This window comes from Streptomyces lichenis, assembly GCF_023218175.1.
Lineage (GTDB): Bacteria > Actinomycetota > Actinomycetes > Streptomycetales > Streptomycetaceae > Streptomyces > Streptomyces lichenis.
Genome location: NZ_JALPTH010000005.1, coordinates 99,385 through 123,912 on the forward strand (window position 1 = coordinate 99,385; position 24,528 = coordinate 123,912).

A 24,528-nucleotide genomic window follows, 5' to 3' on the forward strand; every position below is an offset into this window, starting at 1 on the left:
GGCCCCGACCCCGCCCCGGAATCCGCCGATGGTGGCGTCGACCACGGTGTCGATCGTGATGTCGACCACGGCGCCGATCGTGGGGGCGTCGGGCGTGCGGGGGTGGACTGCCGGAGCCTGGGGTGCCGGAACCGGAACACGGGTTACCTCCGTCCATGGGCCGTACTGAAACTCTCCCTTCCGGGTGAACTTCCCGCATCTCCCGAGACGCTCACGTTCACCCTGGGTAATGTTGTGCCCCTATCCCCACGGTCGTCCCTTCCGTACCGCGGCCATGGCCGCGCCCGACCGTCCGATCCGACCGACCGTCTTCACACCTGCCGAGGAGCCCAACCGACATGGCCGGCGATCCCACCGCGGGCGTTCCGGGCGCCGGCGCGGCCCCCGCCGCCGCCCGGGCGTTACCGGCGCAGGCCCGCGGCTCCCTCGCGGGGTCGCCGCTGACCAGGTTCAACGAGGAGCCGGCCGGCGCCGCCGAGGCCGCGCTGCTGGCCTGCTGCGGCAGCCGCCGGTGGGCCGCGCGGATGGCGGCCCACCGCCCGTACCCGACACTGGACGCGCTGCTCGCCGCGGCCGACGAGGCCGGGTACGACCTGGGCGGCGCCGATCTGGACGAGGCGCTGGCGGACGAGACGGCTCCGCTGCTGCCGCCGGGCGCGCCGCCCGCCGCGCTCACCGCCTGGGACGCCGCGCTGATCCGGTACGAGGAGCGGTTCGGCCACGCCTTCACGCTCTGCCTGGAGGGGCGGCCGCCGAGGGAGCACCTGGACCTGGCACTGGCGGCGATCCACACCCGGCTGGACCACGAGGCGGACCACGAGCGGTCGGTCGCCGCGGACGAGCTGCGCCGGCTGGCCCGGGCCCGGCTCGCCCGGCTGATCGGCACCTGGACCGAGCCGCCCCGCTGATCCCGGATTTCCCGTCATCATCGCGGTGAACAGCCCGGCGAAAGGGCCGGGGAAAAGCGGATAAGACCCGGGAAAAAGGGGGCAAGGGGCGGGTCGGCACCACCGGCGGGCATTCAGTAAGGGAAGCCTTGCCTATGTCAGCTGCAGGCCGCCGCGTCCATAGCCCATCGGTGCCTCTTTGATCACACCTACCGACCCCGGGCGGGCGAACCGACAAAGCGTCGCTACGATTGCCGGGGCCGGTGGACCGTACCCGGCCGGGCCAGACCGCCTACGAAGCCGGCCGGGCCCCAAATCCGCTCCCGGAGGGTTTTTCCGTGCCGGCTGGAACGCTGTACCGCGGCCGGGAAGGCATGTGGTCGTGGGTGGCTCATCGAGTCACCGGCGTCCTCATTTTCTTCTTCCTGTTCGTGCACGTGCTGGACACCGCGCTCGTCCGCGTCTCACCCGAGGCCTACGACGAAGTGGTCGCCACCTACAAGACGCCGATCGTCGCGCTGCTGGAGTACGGCCTCGTCGCCGCCATCCTCTTCCACGCGCTCAACGGCCTCCGCGTGATCGCCGTGGACTTCTGGTCCAAGGGCCCCCGCTACCAGAAGCAGATGCTCTGGACGGTCGTGGGCATCTGGGTCGTCCTGATGGCCGGCGCGATCTACCCCGTCCTCGGCCACGCCGTGCGTGAACTGTTCGGGAGCTGAGACCAGACATGTCGACTGACACCACCCCCGCCGTCGGCCCCGTGGAGGGCGGCCACGTCCACGACGTGGACAACCCGGCCCCGCTCATCGAGCCGCCGCGCAAGCGGACCGGCCGCACCCCGCGCTCCACCCGCGGCAACTTCGAGATGGCCGCCTGGCTCTTCATGCGGCTGTCCGGCGTCGTCCTGGTCGTCCTGGTCATCGGCCACCTGCTGATCCAGCTGGTGCTGGACGGCGGCGTCTCCAAGATCGGCTTCGCCTTCGTGGCCGGCCGCTGGGCGTCCCCCTTCTGGCAGGTCTGGGACCTGCTGATGCTCTGGCTGGCCATGCTGCACGGCGCCAACGGCCTGCGTACCGTCATCAACGACTACGCCGAGCGCCCGACCACGCGCCTGTGGCTGAAGGGCCTGCTGTACACCGCGACGGTGTTCACCATCCTGCTGGGCACGCTGGTGATCTTCACCTTCGACCCGAACATCCGCTGAAGCCGGGGCTGACGACCAATGAAGATCCACAAGTACGACACCGTCATCGTCGGCGCCGGCGGCGCCGGTATGCGCGCCGCCATCGAGGCCACCAAGCGCAGCCGCACCGCCGTGCTGACCAAGCTGTACCCCACCCGCTCCCACACGGGCGCCGCGCAGGGCGGCATGGCCGCCGCGCTGGCCAACGTGGAGGAGGACAACTGGGAGTGGCACACCTTCGACACGGTCAAGGGCGGTGACTACCTGGTCGACCAGGACGCCGCCGAGATCCTGGCGAAGGAGGCCATCGACGCGGTCCTCGACCTGGAGAAGATGGGCCTGCCGTTCAACCGGACCCCGAACGGCACCATCGACCAGCGCCGCTTCGGCGGCCACTCCCGCAACCACGGCGAGGCCCCGGTGCGCCGGTCCTGCTACGCCGCGGACCGCACCGGTCACATGATCCTCCAGACGCTGTACCAGAACTGCGTCAAGGAGGGCGTGGAGTTCTTCAACGAGTTCTACGTCCTGGACCAGCTGATCACCGAGGTCGACGGCGTCAGGAAGTCGGCCGGCGTGGTGGCGTACGAGCTGGCCACCGGCGAGATCCACATCTTCCAGGCGAAGGCCGTGATCTACGCCTCCGGCGGCACCGGCAAGTTCTTCAAGGTGACCTCCAACGCGCACACCCTCACCGGTGACGGCCAGGCCGCCTGCTACCGGCGCGGGCTGCCGCTGGAGGACATGGAGTTCTTCCAGTTCCACCCGACGGGCATCTGGCGGATGGGCATCCTGCTCACCGAGGGCGCCCGCGGTGAGGGCGGCATCCTGCGCAACAAGGACGGCGAGCGCTTCATGGAGAAGTACGCGCCCGTCATGAAGGACCTCGCCTCGCGCGACGTCGTCTCGCGCTCCATCTACACGGAGATCCGCGAGGGCCGGGGCTGCGGCCCGGAGGGCGACCACGTCTTCCTGGACCTCACCCACCTGCCGCCGGAGCAGCTGGACGCCAAGCTGCCGGACATCACCGAGTTCGCGCGGACCTACCTCGGCATCGAGCCCTACACGGACCCGATCCCGATCCAGCCGACCGCGCACTACGCGATGGGCGGCATCCCGACCAACGTCCAGGGCGAGGTGCTGGCCGACAACACCACCGTCGTCCCGGGCCTGTACGCCGCCGGCGAGGTCGCCTGTGTCTCGGTGCACGGCGCCAACCGCCTGGGCACCAACAGCCTGCTGGACATCAACGTCTTCGGCCGCCGCTCCGGCATCGCCGCCGCCGAGTACGCCGCCACGGCGGACTTCGTGGAGCTCCCGGAGGACCCGGCGTCGCTGGTCGTCGAGATGGTGGAGGGCCTGCGCGCCGCCACCGGCAGCGAGCGGGTCTCCGAGCTCCGCCGCGAGCTCCAGGAGACGATGGACGCCAACGTGATGGTGTTCCGCACCGAGCAGACGATCAAGACGGCCGTCGAGAAGATCGCCGAGCTGCGCGAGCGGTACAAGAACGTGTCCGTCCAGGACAAGGGCAAGCGGTTCAACACGGACCTGCTGGAGGCCGTCGAGCTGGGCAACCTGCTGGAGCTGGCCGAGGTCATGGCGGTGTCCGCGCTGGCCCGCAAGGAGTCCCGCGGCGGCCACTACCGCGAGGACTACCCCAACCGCGACGACGTCAACTTCATGCGCCACACCATGGCGTACCGCGAGGTCGGCGACGACGGCTCGGAGACCGTGCGTCTCGACTACAAGCCCGTCGTCCAGACCCGCTACCAGCCGATGGAGCGTAAGTACTGATGGCTACCCCCGTCATGGACAAGGCCGAGGCGACGGCGAAGACCGACGCCTCCCCGTACATCACGGTCACCTTCCGCATCCGCCGCTTCAACCCCGAGGTGTCGGAGCACGCGGTGTGGGAGGACTTCCCCGTAGAGATCGACCCCAAGGAGCGGGTCCTCGACGGCCTCCACAAGATCAAGTGGGACGTCGACGGCACGCTGACCTTCCGCCGCTCCTGCGCGCACGGCATCTGCGGCTCCGACGCGATGCGGATCAACGGCAAGAACAGGCTCGCCTGCAAGACGCTGATCAAGGACATCAACCCGGAGAAGCCCATCACGGTCGAGGCCATCAAGGGCCTGACGGTCCTCAAGGACCTGGTCGTGGACATGGAGCCGTTCTTCCAGGCGTACCGGGACGTCATGCCGTTCCTGGTCACCAAGGGCAACGAGCCGACCCGTGAGCGGCTGCAGTCCGCCGAGGACCGCGAGCGGTTCGACGACACCACCAAGTGCATCCTGTGCGCCGCGTGCACCTCGTCCTGCCCGGTGTTCTGGAACGACGGGCAGTACTTCGGCCCGGCGGCGATCGTCAACGCCCACCGCTTCATCTTCGACTCGCGCGACGACGCCGGGGAGCAGCGGCTGGAGATCCTCAACGACAAGGACGGCGTGTGGCGCTGCCGCACCACGTTCAACTGCACGGACGCCTGCCCGCGCGGTATCGAGGTCACCAAGGCGATCCAGGAAGTGAAGCGGGCGCTGATCACCCGCCGCTTCTGATCCCCGCCTGAGCGGTACGCGTACGAGGGCCCGTCTCCTTTCCGGAGGCGGGCCCTCGCCGTGTCACCCGGACGACCGGAGAGGGACCCGTTCCGGTGGTTTGGCCGAACAGCGCGTAGACGCGATCGATGCCTTGGGCATGTAGTGGACTCGTCACGGGGTGGAGTCGTCACCGACCGCGCCACCGGCGCCGCCCCCACCCCCCGCGTCCGTTCACGAGTCAGCGTCTGCGAGGCCCCCATGACTCAAGCGACCCCCCTGCCGGACGTCGTCGCGTTCCCCCAGGACCGCGGCTGCCCGTACCACCCGCCGACCGCCTACCAGCCGCTGCGCGAGGCGCGCCCGCTGGCCCGGGTGAAGCTCTGGGACGGCCGCCGGGTGTGGGTGGTCACCGGGCACTCCGCCGCCCGCGCCCTCCTCTCCGACCAGCGGCTGTCCAGCGACACCACCCACCCGGCCTTCCCCCGGCCCACCGAGCGGTTCGCCACCATCCGCGAACGGCGGCGCGCCGCGCTGATCGGGCTGGACGACCCCGAGCACAACGTCCAGCGCCGGATGCTCATCCCCAGCTTCAGTGTGCGCCGCGCCGAGCGGCTGCGGCCGCGCATCCAGGAGATCGTGGACGGGGCGCTGGAGGCGATGGTGGCCAAGGGCCCGCCGGCCGAGCTGGTCGCCGACTTCGCGACGCCCGTTCCCTCGATGGTGATCTGCGAGCTGCTCGGGGTGCCCTACGCCGACCACGAGTTCTTCGAGGAGCAGTCCCGGCGGCTGCTGCGCGGCCCGGCCGCCCGGGACGTGGAGGTCGCCCGGGAGCGGCTGGAGGGGTATCTCGGCGAGCTGGTGGAGCGCAAACGCGCCACCCCGGCGGACGGGGTGCTGGACGACCTGATCGCCCGGCAGCTCGACGTCCGCGGCGAGCCGGACCGCCAGGAGCTGGTGGACCTGGCCCTGGTCCTGCTGGTGGCCGGCCATGAGACGACCGCCAACATGATCTCGCTGGGCACCTACACCCTGCTGTCCCACCCCGAGCGGCTGGCCGAGCTGCGGGCCGGCGGCCCGGAGCGGCTGCCGGCCGCCGTGGAGGAGCTGATGCGCTTCCTCTCCATCGCGGACGGGTTCGTGCGGGTGGCGCGGGAGGACATCGAGATCGAGGGGGAGGTGATCCGTGCCGACGAAGGGGTGCTCTTCTCCACCTCCCTGATCAACCGGGACACCTCCGCCTACACCGACCCGGACGCGCTGGACTGGAACCGCTCGGCCCGCCACCACCTGGCCTTCGGCTTCGGCATCCATCAGTGCCTGGGCCAGAACCTGGCGCGGGCCGAGATGGAGATCGCCCTGGGCACCCTGCTCCACCGGCTGCCGGACCTGCGCCTGGCGGCCCCCGCCGACACGATCCCGTTCAAGCCGGGCGACACGATCCAGGGGATGCTCGAACTCCCCATGGCCTGGTGACCGGCCGACGATGGTGAGAGAGGACCACTGATGCGCATCTCGATCGACGAGCACGTCTGCATCGGCGCCGGCCAGTGCGCCCTGACCTCCCCGCAGGTCTTCACCCAGGACGAGGACGGCTTCGGCGCCGTCCTCACCGGCCGCGAGGACGGCGCCGGCGACCCCCTGGTCAAGGAGGCCGCGCGGGCCTGCCCGGTCCAGGCGATCACCGTCGACGGCTGACGGCCGCCCCCGGCACGGGCGCGGGCACGGCGCCCCGGCGCGCGGAGGCCTCGGCCCGGGCCTTGGGCGCCTCCGTGGCGAGCCGGATCATGCGCCTCCGGACAGGAGCCGCCCGCGGCCGCGTGCCCAAAGATCCTGGGCAGGGGCGGTATGGGCCGTTCCGCGGAGTGCTTCCAGCCATTTCACCTCTTGCGTGACTTCCGCCACTGAGACTTCGATGATCACCGCTTACGTTCATCGGGTCCCACCGCTCGATGATCGAACAGGGAGTCATGCACATGTTCCTCACCAAGAAGCGAATAGCGACCGTCGGTCTCGTGGCGGCACTGGCGCTGCCGGCTACGGCCGCCGTGGCGGGCGAGATCTCCGGCAGCCGTCTGCCGTTCTCCATCCAGACTTCCGGCTCCGCTGAGGACAGCAACCGCTGGAACGGCCCGGGCTCCGGTCACGCCAAGCCATGCGGGGATGTCCCGGCCTCGCAGCCCAACTCGTTCAGCGCCTATATCTACGAGGACAAGTCGTTCTTGCCCGACCCGCAGGTCGCCTCGACCTCGCGGGCCTACTCTCAGGCGTACGGCTGCGGCTCGTACAAGGGCACCAACACGGGCGGCAAGTACTACACCAAGGCCACCTGGTCCGGTATCCCCGGCAGCCGCGCCAACGGCTTCGTGGCCGCCGAGAACTGACCGGGCACCGGACCGGACAGCCCGACGGCAGACCGGGACCGGACGACAGACCGGACGAACTGACAGGAAACCGTGTCCGTAGACAGTCACACCACCGCGGGCGGCAGCGCGCCGACCGCGAACGTCGAGGGCGCCACGGTCCGCTACAAGACCGTGGTCGCCCTCGACGGCGTCCATGCCGACTTCCACCCCGGCACCACCGCCCTGCTCGGGCCGAACGGCGCGGGCAAGACCACCCTGCTCTCGCTGCTGAGCACAGCCCGGCAGCCGGACCAGGGGGCGGTGAGCCTGCTCGGCGCACCCGTGCGCGGGCGGGCGAACGTCCGCCGGGTGCGGGAGCGCATCGGCGTGCTACCGCAGTCCTTCGGCTACTACCCGCGCTACACCGTCCGGGAGTTCGTCGAGTACGCGGCCTGGCTGCGCCGGGTACCGAGCACGGAGCGGGCCGGGCGGGTGCGCGAGGCGCTGGGCCTGGTGGAGCTGGAGCGGTACGCGGACCGGCGGATGGGCGCCCTGTCCGGCGGCATGCTGCGCCGGGCCGGGATCGCCCAGGCAGTGGTCAACCGCCCGGCCCTGGTGCTGCTGGACGAGCCGACGGTGGGCCTCGACCCGGCGCAGCGGATCGGTTTCCGCACCCTGATCCGGGCGCTCGGGGAGCGCTCCGCGGTGGTGATGAGCACGCACCTGGCCGAGGACGTGGCGCAGGTCTGCGACCACATCCATGTGCTGCTGGAGGGGCGGATGCGGTTCACCGGCTCGGCCGCCGAGCTGTGCGCCGAGGCCGACGGCCATGACGGCACCACGCTGGACGGCTCGGCGGTGGAGGCCGGCTATCTGGCCGTGGTGGGGCGGAACGGTGTACCGGTATGAGGCGGGTGCTGCTCACCGAGATGCGGCGCGGCGAGGCGGGCAAGGTCGCCCTGCTGGCGGGCGCGGCCGGCGTCTGGTACCTGCTCTCCGCGGACGTGGCGGTCAGTGACTGGATCGGCTGGTGGAATCAGGCGAGCATCAAGGTCCAGGTCTTCGGTGTGATCGTGATGGGCTCGCTGATGAGCGCCACCGCCGCGTGGACGGCGGGCCGGGCCCGGCGCACCCGGGTGGACGCCTGGTCCGACACCGCTCCTCGCGGAGGCTGGTCGCAGGCGCTGCTGCTGTGGGCGGCGGCCTGGCTGTGGTCGCTGCTGGTGTACGCGGTGATGGCCGCCGTCGCCTTCCAGCGCACCGCCGCCGTCAGCGAGGTCACCGCCCCGGTGTGGAGCCCGTTGGTGCTGGGTGCCGCGATGACCGGGTTGCAGATCGCGGCGGGTGTCTGCGCGGGCACCCTGCTGCCGTCCCGGATCACCGCCCCGGCCATGGGTGTGCTCTGGTACCTGGTCTTCGTGGTCCTCGCCTTCCTCCCGGGTCTCTCCCTGGCCCGGCTGTTCCCGGCCCTCGACGAGCACTGGGACGCCACCTTCCAGCCGCACACGGCCCGTCTGCTGGTCGCGGCCCTGTGGTGCGCCGCGGCGGCACTGGCCGTGCTGGCGCTGCCCGCGCTGCTGCGACGGCCGGTGTTCTCCCCGGGGCCACTGGCCGCCGTACCGGCCGTGCTGGCCCTGGCCGCCGGCGGCGTCCTGTTGACCGTCCGCGCCCCGGTGGGCGAACCGTTCTGGGCGGTACGGGCCGAGCAGCCGGCCGCGCCGGTGTGTGCGACGGAGGGCCGGGTCCGCGCCTGCCTGTGGCCGGACGATCGGCATCTGCTGCCCCAGGCGCGCGACGCGGCCCGGGCCGTGGACCGGGCGGTCGGCGCGCTGCCCGGGTTCCGCCGCGACTTCCGTCAGACCGGGCTGCGGCCGGCCGGCCCGGACAGCGCGGAACTCCCGGTGTACCGGCCGGTCCTGGACTCGGCCACGATGACCGAGGCCATGCTCGGCTCCGCCCTCCCCCCGCGACCGGAGGGGTGCGCGCCGCACATGCTGCGGGAGACCGGCGGCTACCCCGACGCCTTCCTGGTGGAGGCCGTGGTCAACTCCCGCGCCAAGCTGGTCACGCCGTACTACGGGGACCAGTTCGCCGCAGTCCTGGAACGGGTGCTGGCCACGCCGGCCGCCGACCAGGACCGCTGGCTGTCCGCCGCCGCCGATGCCATCGGCCGGTGCCGGCCCGTCCCCGCGCCGCCCCGGTGAACCCCGTCCTCGCCTTCGTCCGCAGCCGCGACCTGCCCCGCGCGGCCGCCGTTTCGCTGGTGCTGGCCCTGGCCGCCGCGGTGTTCGCCGGGACGCGGGTCGAGATCCCGGACTTCCGCTACCTGGTCGACTACGGCATCCCGGTGGCGGCGGTCGCGCCGGTGGCCCATGCCATCGTCCTCGGCACCACGCTGCACTCCCCCATGGCCGACCTGGAGCACACCGCCGCCCAGCCCATGGCCCTCTTCCGGCGCCTGCACCTGCTCGCGCTCACCGCGCTGGCGGCCGCGCTCTCCGCACTGCCGGTGCTCTTCGGACTGCCCGTCGACGTGGCGGCCGCCTCGGTCCGCAACGCGGTCGGTTATGTGGGTCTGGCCGCGATCAGCGCGCGCCTCTTCGGCAGCGGTCTGGCCTGGCTGCTGCCGCTGGGCACCTTCGGCCCCACGCTGCTGCTCGGTGTGGCGCCGGACAACACCCCGGAGTGGTGGGCCTGGTCGATCCACCCTCCGTACGCGTCCGGCGCCCTGGCGGCCGCCGCCCTCCTCTGGCTGGCCTCCCTCCTCCTGCCGCCCGCCCCGCCCCGGGCGGAGGACCGCGCGGAGGCGTAGCGGCGGAGTGCGGCGGATGTGCGGCTCCTAGCCCTGGGCCGCCGGGAACACGAAGAAGCCCTTGCCCGTGCTGAGGTAGCCGTATCCCGACGACCGCGAGAAGAGCGGGATGCTCTCCTCGGGCAGGCTCTTGGCGAGCACCTTCTTGGTACGGCCGTCCACGGCGAGGTACGCGTCCTCGGCGCCGTTCTCGCCGTCGACGATGCCGTAGAGGACGCCGTCGGGGGCGAAGCGCAGCGGCTCCATCGCCTTCTCGCCCTCGGCCTGCGCCCTGACCTCCTTGCCGTCGGCCGGCCGCCACACGGCCGTGCCCCGCTCCGTGTGGACGGCGGCCAGGGTGCGGTCGAGGCTGAAGACGGAGGAGCCCTCGGTGTTGACGGTGTCGTACGGGCTGTCCGCGTACGTGTACTTCGAGGAGCCGCCGACCTGCTTGCCGGTCGCGATGTCATAGGTCGCCGTCACCCAGGTGTCAGTGGCGATGACGCCCGCGCCCCAGGCGGTCAGCACCTTGCCGTCGCGCACGTCGAGGACCCGGATATGGCTGCTGGCGCGCTTCCCGTCCTCGTCCAGCTCCACCCCGGGCGGCGGGGTGACGTCCGCGGTGCTCCAGACCTTCTTCCCGCCGGCCGGCTCCGTCATGACGAGCTGCGCCGGGTCCTCCTGGTAGGTGGAGGCGTTCTCCACATGGAAGGTGTACGGGCCGGTGATCAGCGGCGCGTGGCCCGGCCCGCCATCGATGTCCTTGTTGCGCGGGTCGAAACCGCACGAGGCCATCAGCCCGGTGCAGACGACCTTGCGGACCGCGCCGCCGTCGATGGCGGTGAGCTTGAGGCCCGCCTCCCCGTCCTGCTCGACGACATACCCCTCGTGGACGTCGAACGTGTCGCCCTCGCGCGTGATCCTGCCCAGCTCCGCGCCATCGCCGCCGTAGACGGTGACCGTGGTGCTGGTCTTCTCCGCACTCAGCCCGTCCGACTCCGTGGTGGCACCGGTGAGCACCGCGACCGCCCGGACGCCCTGGTGCCAGGTGGTGGCGACCACCCGGTCGGCCTTCACCGTGAGGGTCTTGCGCACCTCGCCGGTCCTCACGTCCCGGAACTCCAGGGTCGTCGGTGCGGAGGCGCCGCCGACGGACAGCGCGCCGACGGTCCCGTCCACCGGCCCCTTGTCGGACCCGCCCCCCGAGGCGTACGCGCCCTGGGCGTCCTTGGCGAACAGGAAGGTGTCCCCGAGGTCGATGGGCTCGGCGGGCGACGGAAGGCTCCACGCCGGTTCGGCGGCCAGGCCCGGGACCGCGGGCCCGTCGTAGCGGGGGCCCTTGACCGCCGCATCGCCCGGTCGGGCCGCGCCGGCCGAGCCGGTGGCCGGTCCCCCGGCCTTCGGCTTCGCGGCGGGCTCCTCGCCCCCGGAGCTGCCGCACCCCGCCACCAGCCCCGCCGAAAGGACGAGGCCGACCGCCGCCACCGTGTACGTGTTCATTTTTCCCCCGTACGCCTGCCATGAGCTGTGGGCGCGTGATCTTGAAATGCCCACGGCAGCGTAAGCGACCCTCACGGAAGTACCGGACCGGAGGCAGATGTTCCGCCACACCGCCATGCGAGCGGCCCCTACGGTGGTCACATGAGCGAAGACACCTCCGCGTTACCGGCCCGTCCGCTGCGCGATCTGATTCCCGCGGAAGCCTGGCAGCACATCGAGGACCTGCCCACCCGCCCGCACCGGGCGGCCGACACCCTGCTGCGGCAGGGCGAGGGCGGGCATCATGTGCTGGCGCTGGTGGACGGTCTGGTCAAGGTCGTCCACACGAGCCGCGACGGCAGGAAGCGGCTGCTGGCCTTCCGGGGTCCGGGTGAACTGCTGGGCGAGATGGCACTCCAGGACGGCGGTGTGCGCACCGCCTCGGTGCACGCGATTACCGACTGCAAAGTGAAGGTCCTGCTGGCGGTCGACTTCCGGAGCTTCGTGGAGAAGTACCGGCTGGCGCCCCAACTGGCGATCTACGCGGTGAGCCGGGTCCGGGAGCAGACCCAGGGCTATGACGGCGACACCGTCCAGCGGCTCGCGGCAGCGCTGCTCCGGCTGGTCGAGATCGCTCCGAAAGGGCGCTTCTCCCTCACCCGGGACGAGTTGGCGCAGCACCTGGGAGTGGGACGTCGCTCCATCGCGGAGGCGCTCACCGTCTTCGGCCCGGAGTGCGTCACGGTGGGCCGGGCGTGGGTCGAGGTACTGGACCCCTGCCGCCTGCGCGCTCTGGCCGGTGGTGAGCCGTACACCTGAGGCATGCGATGTGACGGCCGTCACCCTCCTTGTGTGCTCGCGGAGCGGAACGCCGTGCCCTTCTCCGTGAGGCTCGACGGGCGCCGACCCCGGTGGACGACCACTGGCCGCGCGGCCTGACCGGACCTCACGGAGGAGTGACCATGTACGACGACCACAGCGAGCTGCCCCGGGCGAGCGCCCGCCCCTACACCCGGAGCCGGCTCCTCCCCCCGTACCGCGGCGTCATCGCCGTGGACGCCAAGGACTTCACCGGCCTGCCCGCGATCGAGCACGAGGTGGTCAGCCGGGCGGTGCCGGAGCTGCTCCGGTTGTCCCTGGACCGGGCCGGCCTCGCCGCGCTCTGGGAGGACCGGAAGTTCTCCGCCACCACCGGCGACGGGTATGTCATCGGCTGCGATCCGAGCCTGCTGCCCTTCGTCATCCACCCCTGGCTGTACACCCTCCAAGAGGTGCTGACCGAGTACAACGTCCACTCCCTGGGCGCGGCGCCGATCCGGCTGCGGGTCAGTCTGCACGTCGGCCCGCTGCCCGACACCGGAGACGAGTTCGGCGGCAACGGCACGGCGCGCAACGACACGCACCGCCTGCTGGACTCGCGTCCGGCGAAGGCCGTGCTGGCCGGGTCGCGCAGCATCACCCAGGTGGTGGCCGTCCTCTCGGAGCGCTGCTATCAGGACGCCGTGGCCAGTGGCTACACCGGCCGCCACCCGGACCACTTCATCGAGGTGCCGGCGACCGTGGACGGCAAGCGGTTCGCCCAGCAGGCGTGGATCTACGTGCCGCAGCCCTCCGGCCCGCTGGACGACCGGCACATCCTCGGCGAAGCCGCGGACGAGGGCGCGGGCCCGGACGTGCACCCGCAGGCACGGCCGGACGGTGTCCGGGACGTCGTCCGCACCACCAACAGGGCCCCTCGCGGCAACATCAACACCGGCACGGTGCACGGCGGGCAGAGCGTGGCCAACCATCACGTCGCCGGGGACCAGGTCGGCGGCAACAAGGCCGGCAAGGTCCGCGGCTACCAGGGGGACCGGGTGCACGGCGACAAGAACCAGGGGCGGTCGTGACCGCCGAGGAGCCGGCGGGCGGAGAGCCGGCGGGCGAGGAGCCGCCGGCGGAGGAGACGGCGCCGGAGGGGACGGGTGCCGACGCCGGGGCGTCCCGGCCTGAGGAGGCACCCCCGCCCGGCTTCGACCATGTGCTGCGGGCGCTGGGCGGCGGCCCCATCCACGTCTCGTACAACAACGCCGCCCACGGCAACATCAACACCGGCTCGGTGCACGGCGGGCAGGCGGTGGGGGACGGCCCGGCCGGCGACCGCCGCCGTGCGACCCGGGTCCACGAGGGGCCCATTCCCCAGGCCGAGGTGGACGCCGCGGCCTTCGGATTCGTCGAACCGGACGCCTTCCGGACCTGCCTGGGCCGACTCAGGGACGACGGGCTGCTGTTCCTCTCGGGAAGACCGGGATCGGGCCGCCGTACCACCGCCCTCAACCTGCTGCGCCGGCACTGCGGGAAGAACGCCGCCCTGCGCGCGCTCGACAGCGTCACCGAGCTGGACCGCTGGCGCCCCGACGACCCCGACGCACGCGGCTACCTCCTGGACGGGCTCTTCCCGGCCCGCCCCCTGGGGCCCGGCGTGCTCGGCAACCTGCGGGACCTCCTGGCGCGGGCCGGGGCCTGCATGGTGCTGATCCTTCCGGACGACGACCCGGGGCTGCTGCGCACCCTGGAGCGGGATCTGCACATCAGTCCCGTGCCGTACGAACCGCCGCCGCCCGTCGCGGTGTTCCACCAGCGCCTGGCAGCCGAGGTGGCGGAGGAGCCGGAGCGGAGCAGGCTGCTGGGTGCCGTGGAGCCAGGGCTGCTGGACGAGTTGCTGGTGCCGGGCGTGGTCCCGCACGAGGTCGTCGAGCTGGTGTCGTTCGTCGTCGCGGCCGACGGTGAGCGCGCCGCGCTCGGCGATGTCCGCGAACGGCTCAGCTACCGGGCCGAGGAACGCGTCCCCCCTCTGGTCGACGCACTGCGGGACGACGCCGACGGCCTGGCCTTCCTGCTGTCGGTGGCCGTCTTCGAGGGACTGGACCACCGGGTGGTCCGCGAGGAGGCCGAACGGCTGCTGGAGCTGTCCGAAGGGCGCCTCGCCTCGGTGCTGGAGCCGACCGAGGAGGGCAAGGAGCCCCGCCCCAATCCGCAGTTCGTCTTCCGCCGCCCCCTGCGCGAACTGCTGCGCTCGGTGGGCGGCCGCCGCGAGCCGCGGGAGATCCGGGCCGCCGGGGGCTTCAGCAGCGCGGTCGAGCCGGTGGTGTTCGTCCGGCAGGGGCAGGGCGAGGCGGTGCTCCGGCATGTGTGGCGGGAGTACGGGCAGCTGTCCGAACTGCTGGTGACCTGGCTGCGCGAGGTCGACGGGCGTGATGAACTGACCGAACCGGTCGCCCGGATGATGGGTCAGGCCGCGTCCTGGGGCGGCGGCCGCACCGCACTGCGGCACATCGCGCACCTGGCCGCCTCCGAGCGGATGACCGGTCGGCTCATCGCGGCCCGGGCCCTGGGCATCGCGGCGGAGGACCCGGTCCTGGTGACCGAGGTGCGCCACCGGCTCGGCGTCTGGGCCTGGGGCCGGGACCGGAACCGGCGGGCCACGGTGGCGTATGCCTGCGGCTCCGAGTTCGGTCTCGGACGGCCGGAACGGGCCCTGCGTCTGCTGGGGACACTGCTGCGCGGCGTGCATAGCGACATCCCGGAGGAGACCGGCGTCCTGATGGCCGTGCAGTCCGCCCTGGTGCGCCTGCACCAGGCGGGCCACGAGCAGCGGGTGCTGGACCAGCTGGCGTCCTGGAGCGCCGACATGGCACCGGACGCGGGCCCGCTGCTGTCCGTGCTGCCCCGGCTTCTGGCGGAGCCCCGCTGGTTCCAGAGCGAGCTGGCAGAGCAGACCGCACGCGCCCCGGTCATCGTCGCCCTGATCCGCGCCGCGCTCAATTCGGCAGACGCCTTCGAGGCCGTGTGCCGGGAGGTGCTGCGCTGGTGCGAGACGGCCCGCTGGGAGCCGACGGCGGCGGCGGCCGTCGAGCAACTGCTCACCGCCCTCGCCGATCCCATGGAGTACGGGACGCTGCGGCTGTTCGTCGAGATCGAGCGGAGCGATCCGCAGGTCGCCACCGGGCGGGGCATCGCGCTCCGGGCCCTCCGCGACTGGCGCACCGGCGCCTCGCGCACCCGACCGGGCCCGGGGCCCGGGCCGTCCACATCGACCGGAAGCGAGGCAGCGTGAACGACGACCCGAACGAGCGCATCTTCACCCGTGCAAGCCGGGCGCCATGGCGGGAGATCCTCAGCCACCTGTGGTCGCGGCGACGGGACCGCGCCCTGGTCCTTCGCGACGGAGGCGGGCGGTACCACCTGTCCGGCCGGCCGGGCGGACCGGAGGAGCCGGAGGAGCCGGAGGAGCCGGAGCCCTGGCCACCGGGCCTCCCGGGGTCCGAGGGCGCCGAGCAGCCCATACGCCGGGGAGGTTACACGGACGCCTTCCTGGTCGACCTGACGGAGCAGGTGGACACCCGCGCGGTGGGGCTGCCGACGGTGTACGGCACCGAATCGGTGGACCTGTACGTGGCGTGGTGGGTCCACGACCCGGTGCAGGTCGTGCGGTCCCGGACCCTCTACGGGTGGACCGTGGTCCGGGACCATCTGACCACCGCACTGCGCCACCTGGGGGAGAACCAGGCGGTCGCCGGCGGCGGCCTCGGAGCACCGGAGGTCATTCACGTCCTGGGGCCGCCGCAGCGGGTGGAGGGCGCCGGACTGAGCTACCGGGTCTTCGACGTGAGGCCGCGGGAGACCGGCGAGGAACTGCTGCTCGGCGAGGCCGAGCAGGACGCGGTCCGGTACTCCTGGACGGCCGACCGCCGCGGTGAGTACGAGTTCTGCGTGCAGGCGCTGCGCAACGGACCCGTCTCGCTCGCCGCGCTCTGGCTGCTGCGCCGTCCCGACGAGGTGAGCGCGGTGCTGGACTGGGTGGTGGGGCACCAGGACCTGCTGTCCCAGCGGACGGACTGGCAGGACGAGATGGCCGTCCTGCTGGGCACGTTGACGGAGCAGGAGCGGCAGGAGATGAGCCGGTTGCTGCGCGACCGCCTGCGCGCGCTGGGCCGGCCGGCGCCGGCGGCCTGGGGCTGACGGACGCGGGCCGGGAAGCGGTGGGGGCAAAGCCTCCGCCATGTACGAGAAGGTACGAAAAAGTACGTGAAAGGGAGAGGGCGAGCCGCCATGGTGCGGCTCGCCCTCTCCCTTTCCGCTGCGGTGGAACGGGCGTTCGGAACGTGACCGCATCCATACCTCTTCGGTGCCGCGGGAGCGGAACGCCGTCCGCGGAAGCGGAAACCTCGTGGTGGCAGGACAGCCGCCGGGTGGCCTCGGAAACCCCCGGCCGGATCGTGGAGGAAACATGCGAGAACGTACGGAAGGCGGGGGCCGGCGAGCGGAGCAGGAGCCGCCGCACGGCGCGGAGAACACCGGTCCGGTGACCCCGCTGGTAGGGGAGCTGGTCGGACGTTCGGCCGAGCCGCAGCGGCCGGAACCCCGGGACGAGGAGCGAGGCGGGCCCGCTCACACCTCCTCGACGGTGCTGCGGGCCGATCGCGGCATCATCAACACCGGCACCGTCTTCGGTGGGCAGCATGTCACCGGCGTCGAGGTGGCCGGCGACTATGTCCACGGAGCGGGCGATGTCGTCTGAGACCGCACCCGCCGAGACCGCTCCGGCCGATGTCATCGGTTCTCTGGTACGCCAGTTGACGGACGAGCTCCGGCAGCGGATGGAGGTGTCCGCACCGGGCGGCCTCGTCAACAACGGGGTGGTCATCGGCGGTCAACATCTGACGGCGGGGGGGCCGGAGAAGGACGATCCGGCTCCCGCCCACGGCCCGGTCCGGGCCAGGGACCTCGCCGTCCGCCGGCGCCGGTTCGTCCGGCCGGCCGCCTTCGACGCGGGTCTGTCGGTGCTGGAGACCGGCGTACTGCTGCTGGCCGGAGCGCCGGGCACGGGCAGGTTCACCACCGCCCTCAACCTGCTGGCCGAGGGCCATGCGGACCCCAGGCTCTGCCAGGTGGACGGTGCGGTCGACCTCGCCCGGTGGCAGCCGTCGCGGGACCGGGTCGACGGCTACCTCGTCATGGCGCCGTCCCGCTCCCTCGACCTGCGGCCCTGGGAGCTGGCCCGCTTGGAGGACCGGCTGGCGCGGGCGGAGGCGCGCATGGTCGTCGTGGTGCCGCGCTCGCCGGGGCAGTCGGGGCCACCGCGCGCCGACTTCTCGGCCCAGGTCGTCCACCATGAACCGCCCGACTCGGCCGCGGTGTTCGGTGCGCACCTCGCCGACCTGTGCCCGGCCCGGGACCGTCGGGAGCGTCTGCTGCGCTCGCTGGGCGCCGAGTTCACCTCCGCCCTGCTGCCCGCCGGGCTGCCCCCGCGGTACGCGGCCCGGGCCGCCGAGGCGGTGGTCCGGCTCAGCGCGGGCGGTGGGGCGAGCCATGCCATCGTGGCGGCCGACCTCGCCCGGGCCGAGGCGTCGGCTCTGATGGCGCGAGCAGACGGGGATCCCGAGGTGCTGTCCCTCGTCCTGGCACTGTGCGTGTTCGGCGGGTTGGACCGGGCCGTGATCGAGGACCGGGCCGGAGCGCTGCTCACCCTGGTGAGCGTGGAGCGGCAGCGGACCGACGACGGCCGGTCGTCGACGAGCGCACCCGCGGACACGGGCGGTTCCGGGCGGCGGCCGCTGCCCGAACTGTTCCGTTCGGTCGGTGCCGGGTGCGGTCCGCCGGAAAGCGGCCGGAGCGGAGGCGCCACTGGCTTCTTCTGGCCGGCTGTGGCCGACGGGGTGTGGGACGCCGTCTGCGGTGAGTACGCCGGTCTGCTTCCCGTGCTCCACGCATGGCTGGGCGGCACGGGCACCGATGCCGAAGCGGTCGACCGGGCCGGGCGGGCGGCGGCGCGGATCGCTGTCCGGACCGGTGGGCGCACCCTGGAACTGCTGGGCGGGCCCGCCCTGTTCACGAGTCCTGGGAGCGTCCTGGTCGCCGCACACGCGCTGGGGGCGGCGACGCTCGATCCGGCGTCGGCCGAGTCGGCGTACCGGGTGCTGCGGAAGTGGAGCGAGGATCCCGGGACGGCGCCGCGTACGGCGGTGGCGTATGCCTGCCGGAGCGGCACCGGCGGTCTCCCGGCCGGCCGGGCGCTCGTCCTGCTGCACCGGCTGACGGCCGGGCCGTACGGCGGCGCGGCACTGGCCCCGGCCGTGGTGGACACCGTGGTGGAGCGCTTCGCCACGGGTGGCGACGCCGACCGGACGTCGATCGTCCACGATCTCGCCGACTGGGCACGGGGGGAGGACTCCGCCGCGCTGGTGGCCGCCTTGGCCGTGCCCGCCCTGCTGGAGGCGGGCCGGGACTGGTTCCGGGCGCGGTTGCTCGCCGATCGGCCGACCCGCGAGTGCGTCGGGGAGTTGGTCGGGCACGCGCTCGACGAGACAGCCGGTCACGGTCCGATGCGCGCCGCGCTTCTCGCCTGGTGCGGCGAAGCGGCCCGGACCGGCCAAGGGGCGGACGCACTGGACGAGTTGTTCGGGCAGCTGCTGGAAACCGGGCGACCCGGGTTTCTGCTCCTGCTGCTGTGGTTCGGACGCAGCGAGGACACCACCCCCGGCAAGGATCTCGCCGAACGGCACCTGAAGACCTGGCGTGAGCGGACGCCGGCGCTCGACACCTCCACCCGGCACGACGGCTGATCAGGAGTGAACGATGACCTTACCCTTCGGCCCCGGGCTGTTCGTCCGCATCGAGCGGGAGGTGGCGGCCTGGGACCCGCCGCCCGCGCTCGGGCCGGCCGGCGGCACGGACGACGGCGCCCCGGTATCCCTGCGGGACGCCCGGGTGATGCTCTACGACCGGTCGGTGGACCCCGGGGTGCGCGACGGTCTCTGGCGGCGGACCGCCGCCCTGGCGCGCACCGGCGGCACCCCCAGGCACCGGTTGGCCGCGGTCTGGCTGGCCCTGCCCGGCTTGCGGCGCACGATGTACAAGATCGCGTACCGCCTCGGCCAGGACCGTGAGGACGTGGCCTCCGAACTGATCACGGCCTATCTGGAGGCGCTGGAACGCGTCGGACCGCAGACCCCCGATGTCGCCTCCGCCCTGCTGCGGCCGGCCTGCACCGCGGCCTGGAGTGCGGCGGGCGCGGCCCGGCTGGAGGTGCCGACCGAGGACATGGGTGTCTTCACCGGCGCCGCCGCCGCCACGGGTGAGGTCGGTGAGGAGTGGCCCGACCACCGGTGGGAGGTGGACTTCGCCGGGCCGAACCGGCCCGAGGGCCTGACCGCGGACCTGCGGTTCACCCTTCCGCCGGGCCGGGTGGAGGGCGTCCGGATCGGGGCCCTGGCCCAGGCGTACGGCCTGACCGACACCGTCAGGCAGACCACGAGGCGCCCCCGCGGACGGCGGATCGGCACGCTGTCCCTGCCCGGTCCGAGGAGGCGCCGATGAGCCCGCAGCGGCACGACCTGCTCTCCTTCGGCGAGATCTTCGCCCTGCCGGTCAGCGTCGACCTGCGCACCGCGGCCCGCGCCTTCGGCATGTGCATGGGTACGGCGTACCGGCTCATCGGCCTCGGCACGTTCCCGTGCCGGACCGTACGGGTCGGGCACCGGCACCGCGTTCCCACCACCGAGTTGATGCGCGCCCTCGGCATCGAGGAAGTGCCCGTCCACGCCGAGGACCTCGCGCAGGGCATCGCCCTCACGCTCTTCGACTGACCTTCCCGCACCCCGGCCGCCCCGGTGGCCGGCCAGTCCATTCCGTATCCCCCTCCGAAAGGGAACCCACCGTGCCCACCTGCTTCGTCCTCGCACCGACCCGTATGGCCACCCCGTCCCCGACCGGTGCGGCGGACGCCGGTACCGCGCCCCGCTCCGCGCTCCTCTACGAGGAGGTGGTGCGGCCCGTCTGCGAGCAGTTCGGTTTCCGGCTGGTCCGGGCCGACCGGGAACCGGGCTCCGGTCTGCTGAGTGAGCGGTCGCTGCGCCACCTCGTCGAGGAGGACGTGGTCGTCGCCGACCTCTCGTGCGCCACTCCGGACGTCGTCCACAGCTTGCGCGTCCGGCGCGCCACCGGCCGCCGCACCGTGCACCTGCACGCCGCGGACGGGGCGGCGGTCACCGACCTCCCCCTGCCGGCCGTCGAGTTCTCGCCGCTGCCGGGAGGGGCGGCCGACGCACGGCACCGACTGGCCGACGCCCTGGTGGAGGCCTTCGGTGTGGCGGCTCCGCGGCCGCCCGCCCCCACCTCCGCGCTCGCTCCGGTCACCCACCCGGCACCGGATGACCCGAGCCGGGAGGAGGGGGAGGGCCCGGGCATGTTCGACCTGGCGGCCGCGGCCGAGACCGCGATGGAGTCGATCACGGACGACATGGCGGACCTGGACGCCGCCTTCGCCGACTTCGCGGCGATGGGCACGCTGATCGGCGAGGAGATGTCGCGGCTCGACGCGGGGGCCCCGATGAGCGCCAGGCTCGCGATGGTCAACCGTTTCGCCAAGGCCATCGAGGGCCCGGCGGACGAGATGGAGGCATCCGCCACCCGCTTCGCCGCCCGTATGGAGGTCGCGGCGGAGGCGATGAACGCCTTCCTGCGGTGGATGCGCGACACCCCGCGCGACGAGTGGCCGGACACGGTGGACGCCATGCTCGACGACATGGTGGTCACCGCCCGCGAGATGCGCGAGGCGACGACGGCCCTGCAGCAGTTCATGTCACTGATGGAGATGCTCGGCACGGTGAGCCGACGGCTCCGCCGCCCGACCAGGAGGGTCGGCGCCACCATGCGGACGCTCTTCGGCACTGTGCAGGTGTTCGAGGAGTGGGCGGTCACGGCCACCGAGCTGAGGCAGCAGCGGTAGCCGCCCGGCGCCCACCCGATCACTCCCCGCCCCACCCCATGGCTGCCGGACGCGATACCGCGTCCGGCACCACCCCTGCCCCGAGCACGCGCCACCCATTCTTGAACGCGTTCAACAAAGTCGCTAAGGTGAGCCGCATCAGCTTTTGAACGCGTTCAAAGGAGTGTGGGGCATGGACCTCACTGTTATCGCGTACATCGTCTACCTGCTGGTCAGCGTGGGTCTGACGGTCTGGGTGGCGCGCACCCTCAGCCGCAACGGCCGGGTCTTCCTCGCCGATGTGCTGCACGGCAACGAGAAGCTCGCGGACGCCGTCAACCATCTGCTGGTGGTCGGCTTCTACCTGGTCAACCTCGGCTTCGTCGCACTCCACCTGAGCCAGGACGACCCCGTCGCCGACGCCCGGCAGCTCTTCGAGGCGCTCTCGGTCAAGCTCGGCGTGGTGCTGCTGGTCCTCGGGGTGCTGCACCTGGCCAACGTCTACGTACTGAACCGCATCCGCCGGCGCGGCACCCTGGACCGCGAGCAGCGGCCGCCCGTGGCGCCGCAGGGGTACATCCCGCCCGCCGGTGGCTGGAGCGCTCCCACGGCCCGGACCTGAGGGCGGGCCGCGCCATGACCCACCCGGCACAGCCCGCGCCTGCCCCGCCGCCGGTGCGACGGCTGACGGTGCTGTACGACGCTCGGTGCCCGCTCTGCGTACAGCTGCGCGGCTGGCTCGCGCGGCAGAGGCAGCGGGTGCCGCTGGACTTCGTACCCGCCGGCTCCGCCGAGGCCCGCCACCGCTTCCCGCGACTGGACCACCGCGCCACCCTGGAGGAGATCACCGTGATCGGGGACGCGGGCCAGGTCTACCGCTCGGAGGCGGCCTGGATCACCTGCCTCTGGGCCCTGGACGGCTACCGGGCCACCGCCCACCGGCTCGCCACCCCGGCCGGGCTGCCGCTGGCCCGGGCCACCGTCCTCGCCGCCGCCAGGCTGCGCGCCGCCCGCACCGGCGGCAACGGACCGGACGGCTGCGCCGAGGGACGGTGCGTGCCAGGTCACGGGGGCGCACCTGGCAGGGGGTGGGACCGGCGCGGGGGCCCGGTCCCACCCCCTGGATAGGGTCGGGGGGACATGAGCGAGGGAGTGGACGTGGACGAGGCGACGGGCGGCGCGGCAGCGGGCGGCAGCGGCACCGGGCAACCCGCCGCCCCGGCCCGCCCCCCTCGGCGCGGCCTCCTCCGCCGCCGCCTCGTGCTCTTCGGCGTCCCCCTCGCCGTACTCCTCTCCCTCCTCGCCGCGTACCTGCTCGCCGGCGGGGACGACGTCGAGGTGGACCCTCCCGCCCCCGACGCCACCGGCGAACGGCTCTGCCGCGACCTCCACGACGCGCTCCCCGCCACCGTCGCCGGTCTCCGCCAGCGCGCGACGGAGCCCTCCTCCCCGTACACCGCCGCCTGGGGGGACCCCGCGGTGGTGCTGCGCTGCGGGGTGGCCCGGCCGCCCGTGATGGACGACCCCCGGGCCAACGGCGGCGAGGTGAACGGCGTGGACTGGGTGCTGGAGAAGCGGGAGGACGGCCGCTACCGCTGCACCACCAGCTACCGCAAGGCGTACGTGGAGGTGGTGATCCCCGCCGCGTACGGGGACGTGAAGGCCCTGATCAACCTCGCGGACGCCGTGAAAAAGGCCGTGCCGCGCAGCCTCTAGGCTCGGGGCGTGAGGGGCGTGCGAGTGGCCAGGGACGGAGAACAGGTGAAGGACGCGGTGAGCGGTACGGAACCGGAGACCGGGGCCGGAGCGGAGGCCGAGGCCTCCTCGAAGGCGGCCAAGCCCGCCAGGGCGACCAAGGCGCCGAAGAGCGAGCAGACCCGCACCCTCATCCTGGAGACCGCGCTCCGCCTCTTCGAGGAGCGCGGCTACGACCGCACGACCATGCGGGCGATCGCCCAGGAGGCCGGCGTCTCCACCGGCAACGCCTACTACTACTTCTCGTCCAAGGAGCACCTGGTCCAGGGCTTCTACGACCGGATCGCCGCCGAGCACGCGGCGGCCGTGGGCCCCGTCCTGGCCGGCGGCCCCGAGCTGGCCGACCGGATCGAGGGCACCCTGCTCCGCTGGCTGGAGGTGGCCGAGCCGTACCACCGCTTCGCTGCCCAGTTCTTCAAGAACGCCGCCGACCCGGAGAGCCCGCTCAGCCCGTTCTCCCCCGAGTCCACGACCGCCCGCGAGCGAGCCGTCGACGTCCACCGCCAGGTGCTGGCCGGCTCCTCCACCAAGACCGCGCCCGAGCTGGCCGGCCGACTGCCTTATCTGCTGTGGATGATGCAGATGGGACTGGTGCTGTTCTGGGTGTACGACCGCTCCCCCGGCGCCGAGCGCAGCCACCGCCTGGTGGTGCGCACCGCCCCCATCGCCGCCCGCGCCATCGCCCTCTCCCGCTTCCGCGTGCTGCGGCCCCTGGTGCGCCAACTGGAGGACCTCCTCGCGGAGTTCCTCCCCGACGCCCACGAGGCCGAGGCTGCCCGATAGCGGCCCGGTGCGCACCTGACGTGCACCTGGTGTGCGATTGTCTCGCGGAGGGGCCGCCCCGCGACCTACCCTCGCGGCCATGACCTCGCACGATGCCCGTGAAGGCTCCCAGGATCACTCCTCCTCGTGGAGGCACTGCGCGTCGCGGAGGCCCCGCCGATGTCCTTTGTCGCTGTCGTTGACGACCGTGTCGTCGGGCATGTCCTGCTGAGCGCGGCGCGGTTGGACGCCCCGCGCCGGATCGTGGACGTCCTCTCGCTGTCACCGCTGGGCGTGCTTCCGGAGTTCCAGCGCCCGGTTGTCCGCTCACGAGCCCTGGATGACGGGTACCTTCGTCTACTTGGAGGCCTTCTGGGTCCATGACTGCGTCGGCCTGCGCGACCCCGAGGACTGAGAGGCCAGGACGACGGGTCGGGGGGCGGGCGGCGGCGATCACCGAGGCCGACGAGGAGGAGGCGGCCGGCGAGGGCATGCTCGGACGCGAGCTCATGGTCCGCGTGGATCGGGTCGTCTGGTCGATCACAGGGTCCGCACGATCTCGGCCCAGACCGTCTTGCCGACGTCCCGGGGAGCCGTGCCCCACCGGTCGGACAGCGCCTCGATGAGGTGCAGCCCGTACCCGCTCTCCTCCCCGTGCCCGGAGCGGACCACCGGCAGCCGGTCCTCGCGGGCGTCCGACACCGCGACCCGGATCGCCCCCTCCGGCGTGGTCACCCGGAGCTCGAAGTCCCGCCCCGCGACCCGCCCATGGGTGACCGCGTTCGCCGCCAGCTCGGCCACGATCAGGGCGGCCCGCTCCGAGATGTCGTGATCGTGCGGCACGCCCCACTCGTGCAGCACCAGTACCGCCATCCGCCGCGCGAGCCGCGCGCCCCTCGGGGTCGAGCTGAACCGCTGCGTCCACTGCGGAAGCACCGTCTCGCTCCCCAACGCCTCGGACACCATTGCGATCACCGCACCTTTCGTGGGAATCCGTCGCCTTCGGTGACCAGATGAACGCAGCAAGTCGTACGTTGTGAC

General features: G+C 72.7%; 26 protein-coding genes. 24 read left to right on the forward strand and 2 right to left on the reverse strand.

Annotated elements, in window-relative coordinates; all coding sequences use genetic code 11:
* Nucleotides 1-338: 338 nt before the first annotated feature.
* The 11 genes from M1O15_RS06905 (at nucleotide 339) to M1O15_RS06955 (ending at nucleotide 9,764) form a co-directional block, all read left to right on the forward strand.
* Nucleotides 339-908, forward strand: a complete 570-nt coding sequence (locus M1O15_RS06905) for a 2-oxo-4-hydroxy-4-carboxy-5-ureidoimidazoline decarboxylase (protein ID WP_248632357.1) — start codon at nucleotides 339-341, stop codon at nucleotides 906-908.
* A 317-nt stretch (nucleotides 909-1,225) separates the two neighbouring features.
* On the forward strand, nucleotides 1,226-1,606 hold the full coding sequence (gene sdhC, locus M1O15_RS06910; protein ID WP_308282240.1) for a succinate dehydrogenase, cytochrome b556 subunit: 381 nt from the start codon (nucleotides 1,226-1,228) through the stop codon (nucleotides 1,604-1,606).
* A gap of 8 nt (nucleotides 1,607-1,614) precedes the next feature.
* Nucleotides 1,615-2,091 carry a succinate dehydrogenase hydrophobic membrane anchor subunit gene (locus tag M1O15_RS06915; RefSeq protein WP_248632358.1) on the forward strand — a complete coding sequence of 159 codons (477 nt, stop codon included), beginning with the start codon at nucleotides 1,615-1,617 and terminating at the stop codon, nucleotides 2,089-2,091.
* Between the two features lie 18 nt (nucleotides 2,092-2,109).
* Complete coding sequence (sdhA, locus tag M1O15_RS06920; RefSeq protein WP_248632359.1) at nucleotides 2,110-3,864, forward strand: succinate dehydrogenase flavoprotein subunit; 1,755 nt, start codon at nucleotides 2,110-2,112, stop codon at nucleotides 3,862-3,864.
* On the forward strand, nucleotides 3,864-4,628 hold the full coding sequence (locus tag M1O15_RS06925) for a succinate dehydrogenase iron-sulfur subunit (protein ID WP_248632360.1): 765 nt from the start codon (nucleotides 3,864-3,866) through the stop codon (nucleotides 4,626-4,628). Before sdhA ends, M1O15_RS06925 begins: the two co-directional genes overlap by 1 nt.
* A 240-nt stretch (nucleotides 4,629-4,868) precedes the next feature.
* The gene (locus tag M1O15_RS06930) at nucleotides 4,869-6,083 is read left to right on the forward strand and encodes a cytochrome P450 (protein WP_248632361.1); all 1,215 of its coding nucleotides are present in this window, start codon (nucleotides 4,869-4,871) and stop codon (nucleotides 6,081-6,083) included.
* 30 nt (nucleotides 6,084-6,113) lie between these two features.
* Entirely contained in the window at nucleotides 6,114-6,305 is a 192-nt protein-coding gene (locus tag M1O15_RS06935; protein ID WP_248632362.1) for a ferredoxin, read from the forward strand.
* Between the two features lie 254 nt (nucleotides 6,306-6,559).
* Nucleotides 6,560-6,991 carry a hypothetical protein gene (locus M1O15_RS06940; RefSeq protein ID WP_248632363.1) on the forward strand — a complete coding sequence of 144 codons (432 nt, stop codon included), beginning with the start codon at nucleotides 6,560-6,562 and terminating at the stop codon, nucleotides 6,989-6,991.
* A 72-nt stretch (nucleotides 6,992-7,063) separates the two neighbouring features.
* Nucleotides 7,064-7,861, forward strand: coding sequence for an ATP-binding cassette domain-containing protein (locus tag M1O15_RS06945; protein WP_248632364.1), 798 nt, complete (start codon nucleotides 7,064-7,066; stop codon nucleotides 7,859-7,861).
* Complete coding sequence (locus M1O15_RS06950) at nucleotides 7,858-9,156, forward strand: DUF7224 domain-containing protein (protein ID WP_248632365.1); 1,299 nt, start codon at nucleotides 7,858-7,860, stop codon at nucleotides 9,154-9,156. Before M1O15_RS06945 ends, M1O15_RS06950 begins: the two co-directional genes overlap by 4 nt.
* Nucleotides 9,126-9,764, forward strand: a complete 639-nt coding sequence (locus M1O15_RS06955; RefSeq protein WP_248632366.1) for a hypothetical protein — start codon at nucleotides 9,126-9,128, stop codon at nucleotides 9,762-9,764. The genes M1O15_RS06950 and M1O15_RS06955 overlap by 31 nt, the downstream gene beginning before the upstream one ends.
* 27 nt (nucleotides 9,765-9,791) lie before the next feature.
* Here the strand turns inward: M1O15_RS06955 and M1O15_RS06960 are convergent, their stop codons facing one another.
* Entirely contained in the window at nucleotides 9,792-11,243 is a 1,452-nt protein-coding gene (locus M1O15_RS06960; RefSeq protein ID WP_248632367.1) for a hypothetical protein, read from the reverse strand.
* A 141-nt stretch (nucleotides 11,244-11,384) separates the two neighbouring features.
* Between M1O15_RS06960 and M1O15_RS06965 the strand changes: the two genes are divergently transcribed.
* The 13 genes from M1O15_RS06965 to M1O15_RS07025 all read left to right on the forward strand — a co-directional run bounded on the left by M1O15_RS06965 (nucleotide 11,385) and on the right by M1O15_RS07025 (nucleotide 23,508).
* Entirely contained in the window at nucleotides 11,385-12,041 is a 657-nt protein-coding gene (locus tag M1O15_RS06965; protein ID WP_248632368.1) for a Crp/Fnr family transcriptional regulator, read from the forward strand.
* 143 nt (nucleotides 12,042-12,184) lie between these two features.
* The gene (locus tag M1O15_RS06970; protein WP_248632369.1) at nucleotides 12,185-13,111 is read left to right on the forward strand and encodes a hypothetical protein; all 927 of its coding nucleotides are present in this window, start codon (nucleotides 12,185-12,187) and stop codon (nucleotides 13,109-13,111) included.
* On the forward strand, nucleotides 13,108-15,318 hold the full coding sequence (locus M1O15_RS06975) for an nSTAND3 domain-containing NTPase (protein WP_248632370.1): 2,211 nt from the start codon (nucleotides 13,108-13,110) through the stop codon (nucleotides 15,316-15,318). Before M1O15_RS06970 ends, M1O15_RS06975 begins: the two co-directional genes overlap by 4 nt.
* Nucleotides 15,315-16,223 carry a hypothetical protein gene (locus M1O15_RS06980; protein WP_248632371.1) on the forward strand — a complete coding sequence of 303 codons (909 nt, stop codon included), beginning with the start codon at nucleotides 15,315-15,317 and terminating at the stop codon, nucleotides 16,221-16,223. The genes M1O15_RS06975 and M1O15_RS06980 overlap by 4 nt, the downstream gene beginning before the upstream one ends.
* A gap of 268 nt (nucleotides 16,224-16,491) precedes the next feature.
* Nucleotides 16,492-16,782: a hypothetical protein gene (locus tag M1O15_RS06985; RefSeq protein WP_248632372.1), complete on the forward strand. Its 291-nt coding sequence runs from the start codon at nucleotides 16,492-16,494 to the stop codon at nucleotides 16,780-16,782.
* Nucleotides 16,772-18,826 (forward strand): hypothetical protein, encoded by a 2,055-nt coding sequence (locus tag M1O15_RS06990; RefSeq protein ID WP_248632373.1) that lies wholly within the window; start codon nucleotides 16,772-16,774, stop codon nucleotides 18,824-18,826. Before M1O15_RS06985 ends, M1O15_RS06990 begins: the two co-directional genes overlap by 11 nt.
* Before the next feature lie 13 nt (nucleotides 18,827-18,839).
* Nucleotides 18,840-19,580 carry a hypothetical protein gene (locus tag M1O15_RS06995; RefSeq protein WP_248632374.1) on the forward strand — a complete coding sequence of 247 codons (741 nt, stop codon included), beginning with the start codon at nucleotides 18,840-18,842 and terminating at the stop codon, nucleotides 19,578-19,580.
* Nucleotides 19,577-19,849: a DNA-binding protein gene (locus tag M1O15_RS07000; RefSeq protein WP_248632375.1), complete on the forward strand. Its 273-nt coding sequence runs from the start codon at nucleotides 19,577-19,579 to the stop codon at nucleotides 19,847-19,849. The genes M1O15_RS06995 and M1O15_RS07000 overlap by 4 nt, the downstream gene beginning before the upstream one ends.
* Before the next feature lie 71 nt (nucleotides 19,850-19,920).
* Nucleotides 19,921-20,991 carry a hypothetical protein gene (locus tag M1O15_RS07005; RefSeq protein WP_248632376.1) on the forward strand — a complete coding sequence of 357 codons (1,071 nt, stop codon included), beginning with the start codon at nucleotides 19,921-19,923 and terminating at the stop codon, nucleotides 20,989-20,991.
* A gap of 172 nt (nucleotides 20,992-21,163) precedes the next feature.
* Nucleotides 21,164-21,592 (forward strand): hypothetical protein, encoded by a 429-nt coding sequence (locus M1O15_RS07010; protein WP_248632377.1) that lies wholly within the window; start codon nucleotides 21,164-21,166, stop codon nucleotides 21,590-21,592.
* A 14-nt stretch (nucleotides 21,593-21,606) separates the two neighbouring features.
* On the forward strand, nucleotides 21,607-22,098 hold the full coding sequence (locus M1O15_RS07015) for a thiol-disulfide oxidoreductase DCC family protein (RefSeq protein WP_248632378.1): 492 nt from the start codon (nucleotides 21,607-21,609) through the stop codon (nucleotides 22,096-22,098).
* A 12-nt stretch (nucleotides 22,099-22,110) separates the two neighbouring features.
* Complete coding sequence (locus tag M1O15_RS07020; RefSeq protein WP_248632379.1) at nucleotides 22,111-22,686, forward strand: DUF3515 domain-containing protein; 576 nt, start codon at nucleotides 22,111-22,113, stop codon at nucleotides 22,684-22,686.
* Between the two features lie 171 nt (nucleotides 22,687-22,857).
* Complete coding sequence (locus tag M1O15_RS07025) at nucleotides 22,858-23,508, forward strand: TetR/AcrR family transcriptional regulator (protein WP_248632538.1); 651 nt, start codon at nucleotides 22,858-22,860, stop codon at nucleotides 23,506-23,508.
* A 519-nt stretch (nucleotides 23,509-24,027) separates the two neighbouring features.
* Here M1O15_RS07025 and M1O15_RS07035 read toward each other — a convergent pair.
* On the reverse strand, nucleotides 24,028-24,453 hold the full coding sequence (locus M1O15_RS07035) for an ATP-binding protein (RefSeq protein WP_248632539.1): 426 nt from the start codon (nucleotides 24,451-24,453) through the stop codon (nucleotides 24,028-24,030).
* Between the last annotated feature and the right edge of the window lie 75 nt (nucleotides 24,454-24,528).

Coding starts and splice junctions, on each gene's coding strand:
- M1O15_RS06905 (WP_248632357.1), top strand. CDS start 339: ATGGCCGGCGATCCCACCGCGGGCGTTCCGGGCGCCGGCGCGGCCCCC.
- M1O15_RS06915 (WP_248632358.1), top strand. CDS start 1,615: ATGTCGACTGACACCACCCCCGCCGTCGGCCCCGTGGAGGGCGGCCAC.
- sdhA (WP_248632359.1), top strand. CDS start 2,110: ATGAAGATCCACAAGTACGACACCGTCATCGTCGGCGCCGGCGGCGCC.
- M1O15_RS06925 (WP_248632360.1), top strand. CDS start 3,864: ATGGCTACCCCCGTCATGGACAAGGCCGAGGCGACGGCGAAGACCGAC.
- M1O15_RS06930 (WP_248632361.1), top strand. CDS start 4,869: ATGACTCAAGCGACCCCCCTGCCGGACGTCGTCGCGTTCCCCCAGGAC.
- M1O15_RS06935 (WP_248632362.1), top strand. CDS start 6,114: ATGCGCATCTCGATCGACGAGCACGTCTGCATCGGCGCCGGCCAGTGC.
- M1O15_RS06940 (WP_248632363.1), top strand. CDS start 6,560: ATGATCGAACAGGGAGTCATGCACATGTTCCTCACCAAGAAGCGAATA.
- M1O15_RS06950 (WP_248632365.1), top strand. CDS start 7,858: ATGAGGCGGGTGCTGCTCACCGAGATGCGGCGCGGCGAGGCGGGCAAG.
- M1O15_RS06960 (WP_248632367.1), bottom strand. CDS start 11,243: ATGAACACGTACACGGTGGCGGCGGTCGGCCTCGTCCTTTCGGCGGGG.
- M1O15_RS06965 (WP_248632368.1), top strand. CDS start 11,385: ATGAGCGAAGACACCTCCGCGTTACCGGCCCGTCCGCTGCGCGATCTG.
- M1O15_RS06970 (WP_248632369.1), top strand. CDS start 12,185: ATGTACGACGACCACAGCGAGCTGCCCCGGGCGAGCGCCCGCCCCTAC.
- M1O15_RS06985 (WP_248632372.1), top strand. CDS start 16,492: ATGCGAGAACGTACGGAAGGCGGGGGCCGGCGAGCGGAGCAGGAGCCG.
- M1O15_RS06990 (WP_248632373.1), top strand. CDS start 16,772: ATGTCGTCTGAGACCGCACCCGCCGAGACCGCTCCGGCCGATGTCATC.
- M1O15_RS06995 (WP_248632374.1), top strand. CDS start 18,840: ATGACCTTACCCTTCGGCCCCGGGCTGTTCGTCCGCATCGAGCGGGAG.
- M1O15_RS07000 (WP_248632375.1), top strand. CDS start 19,577: ATGAGCCCGCAGCGGCACGACCTGCTCTCCTTCGGCGAGATCTTCGCC.
- M1O15_RS07010 (WP_248632377.1), top strand. CDS start 21,164: ATGGACCTCACTGTTATCGCGTACATCGTCTACCTGCTGGTCAGCGTG.
- M1O15_RS07015 (WP_248632378.1), top strand. CDS start 21,607: ATGACCCACCCGGCACAGCCCGCGCCTGCCCCGCCGCCGGTGCGACGG.
- M1O15_RS07020 (WP_248632379.1), top strand. CDS start 22,111: ATGAGCGAGGGAGTGGACGTGGACGAGGCGACGGGCGGCGCGGCAGCG.
- M1O15_RS07035 (WP_248632539.1), bottom strand. CDS start 24,453: ATGGTGTCCGAGGCGTTGGGGAGCGAGACGGTGCTTCCGCAGTGGACG.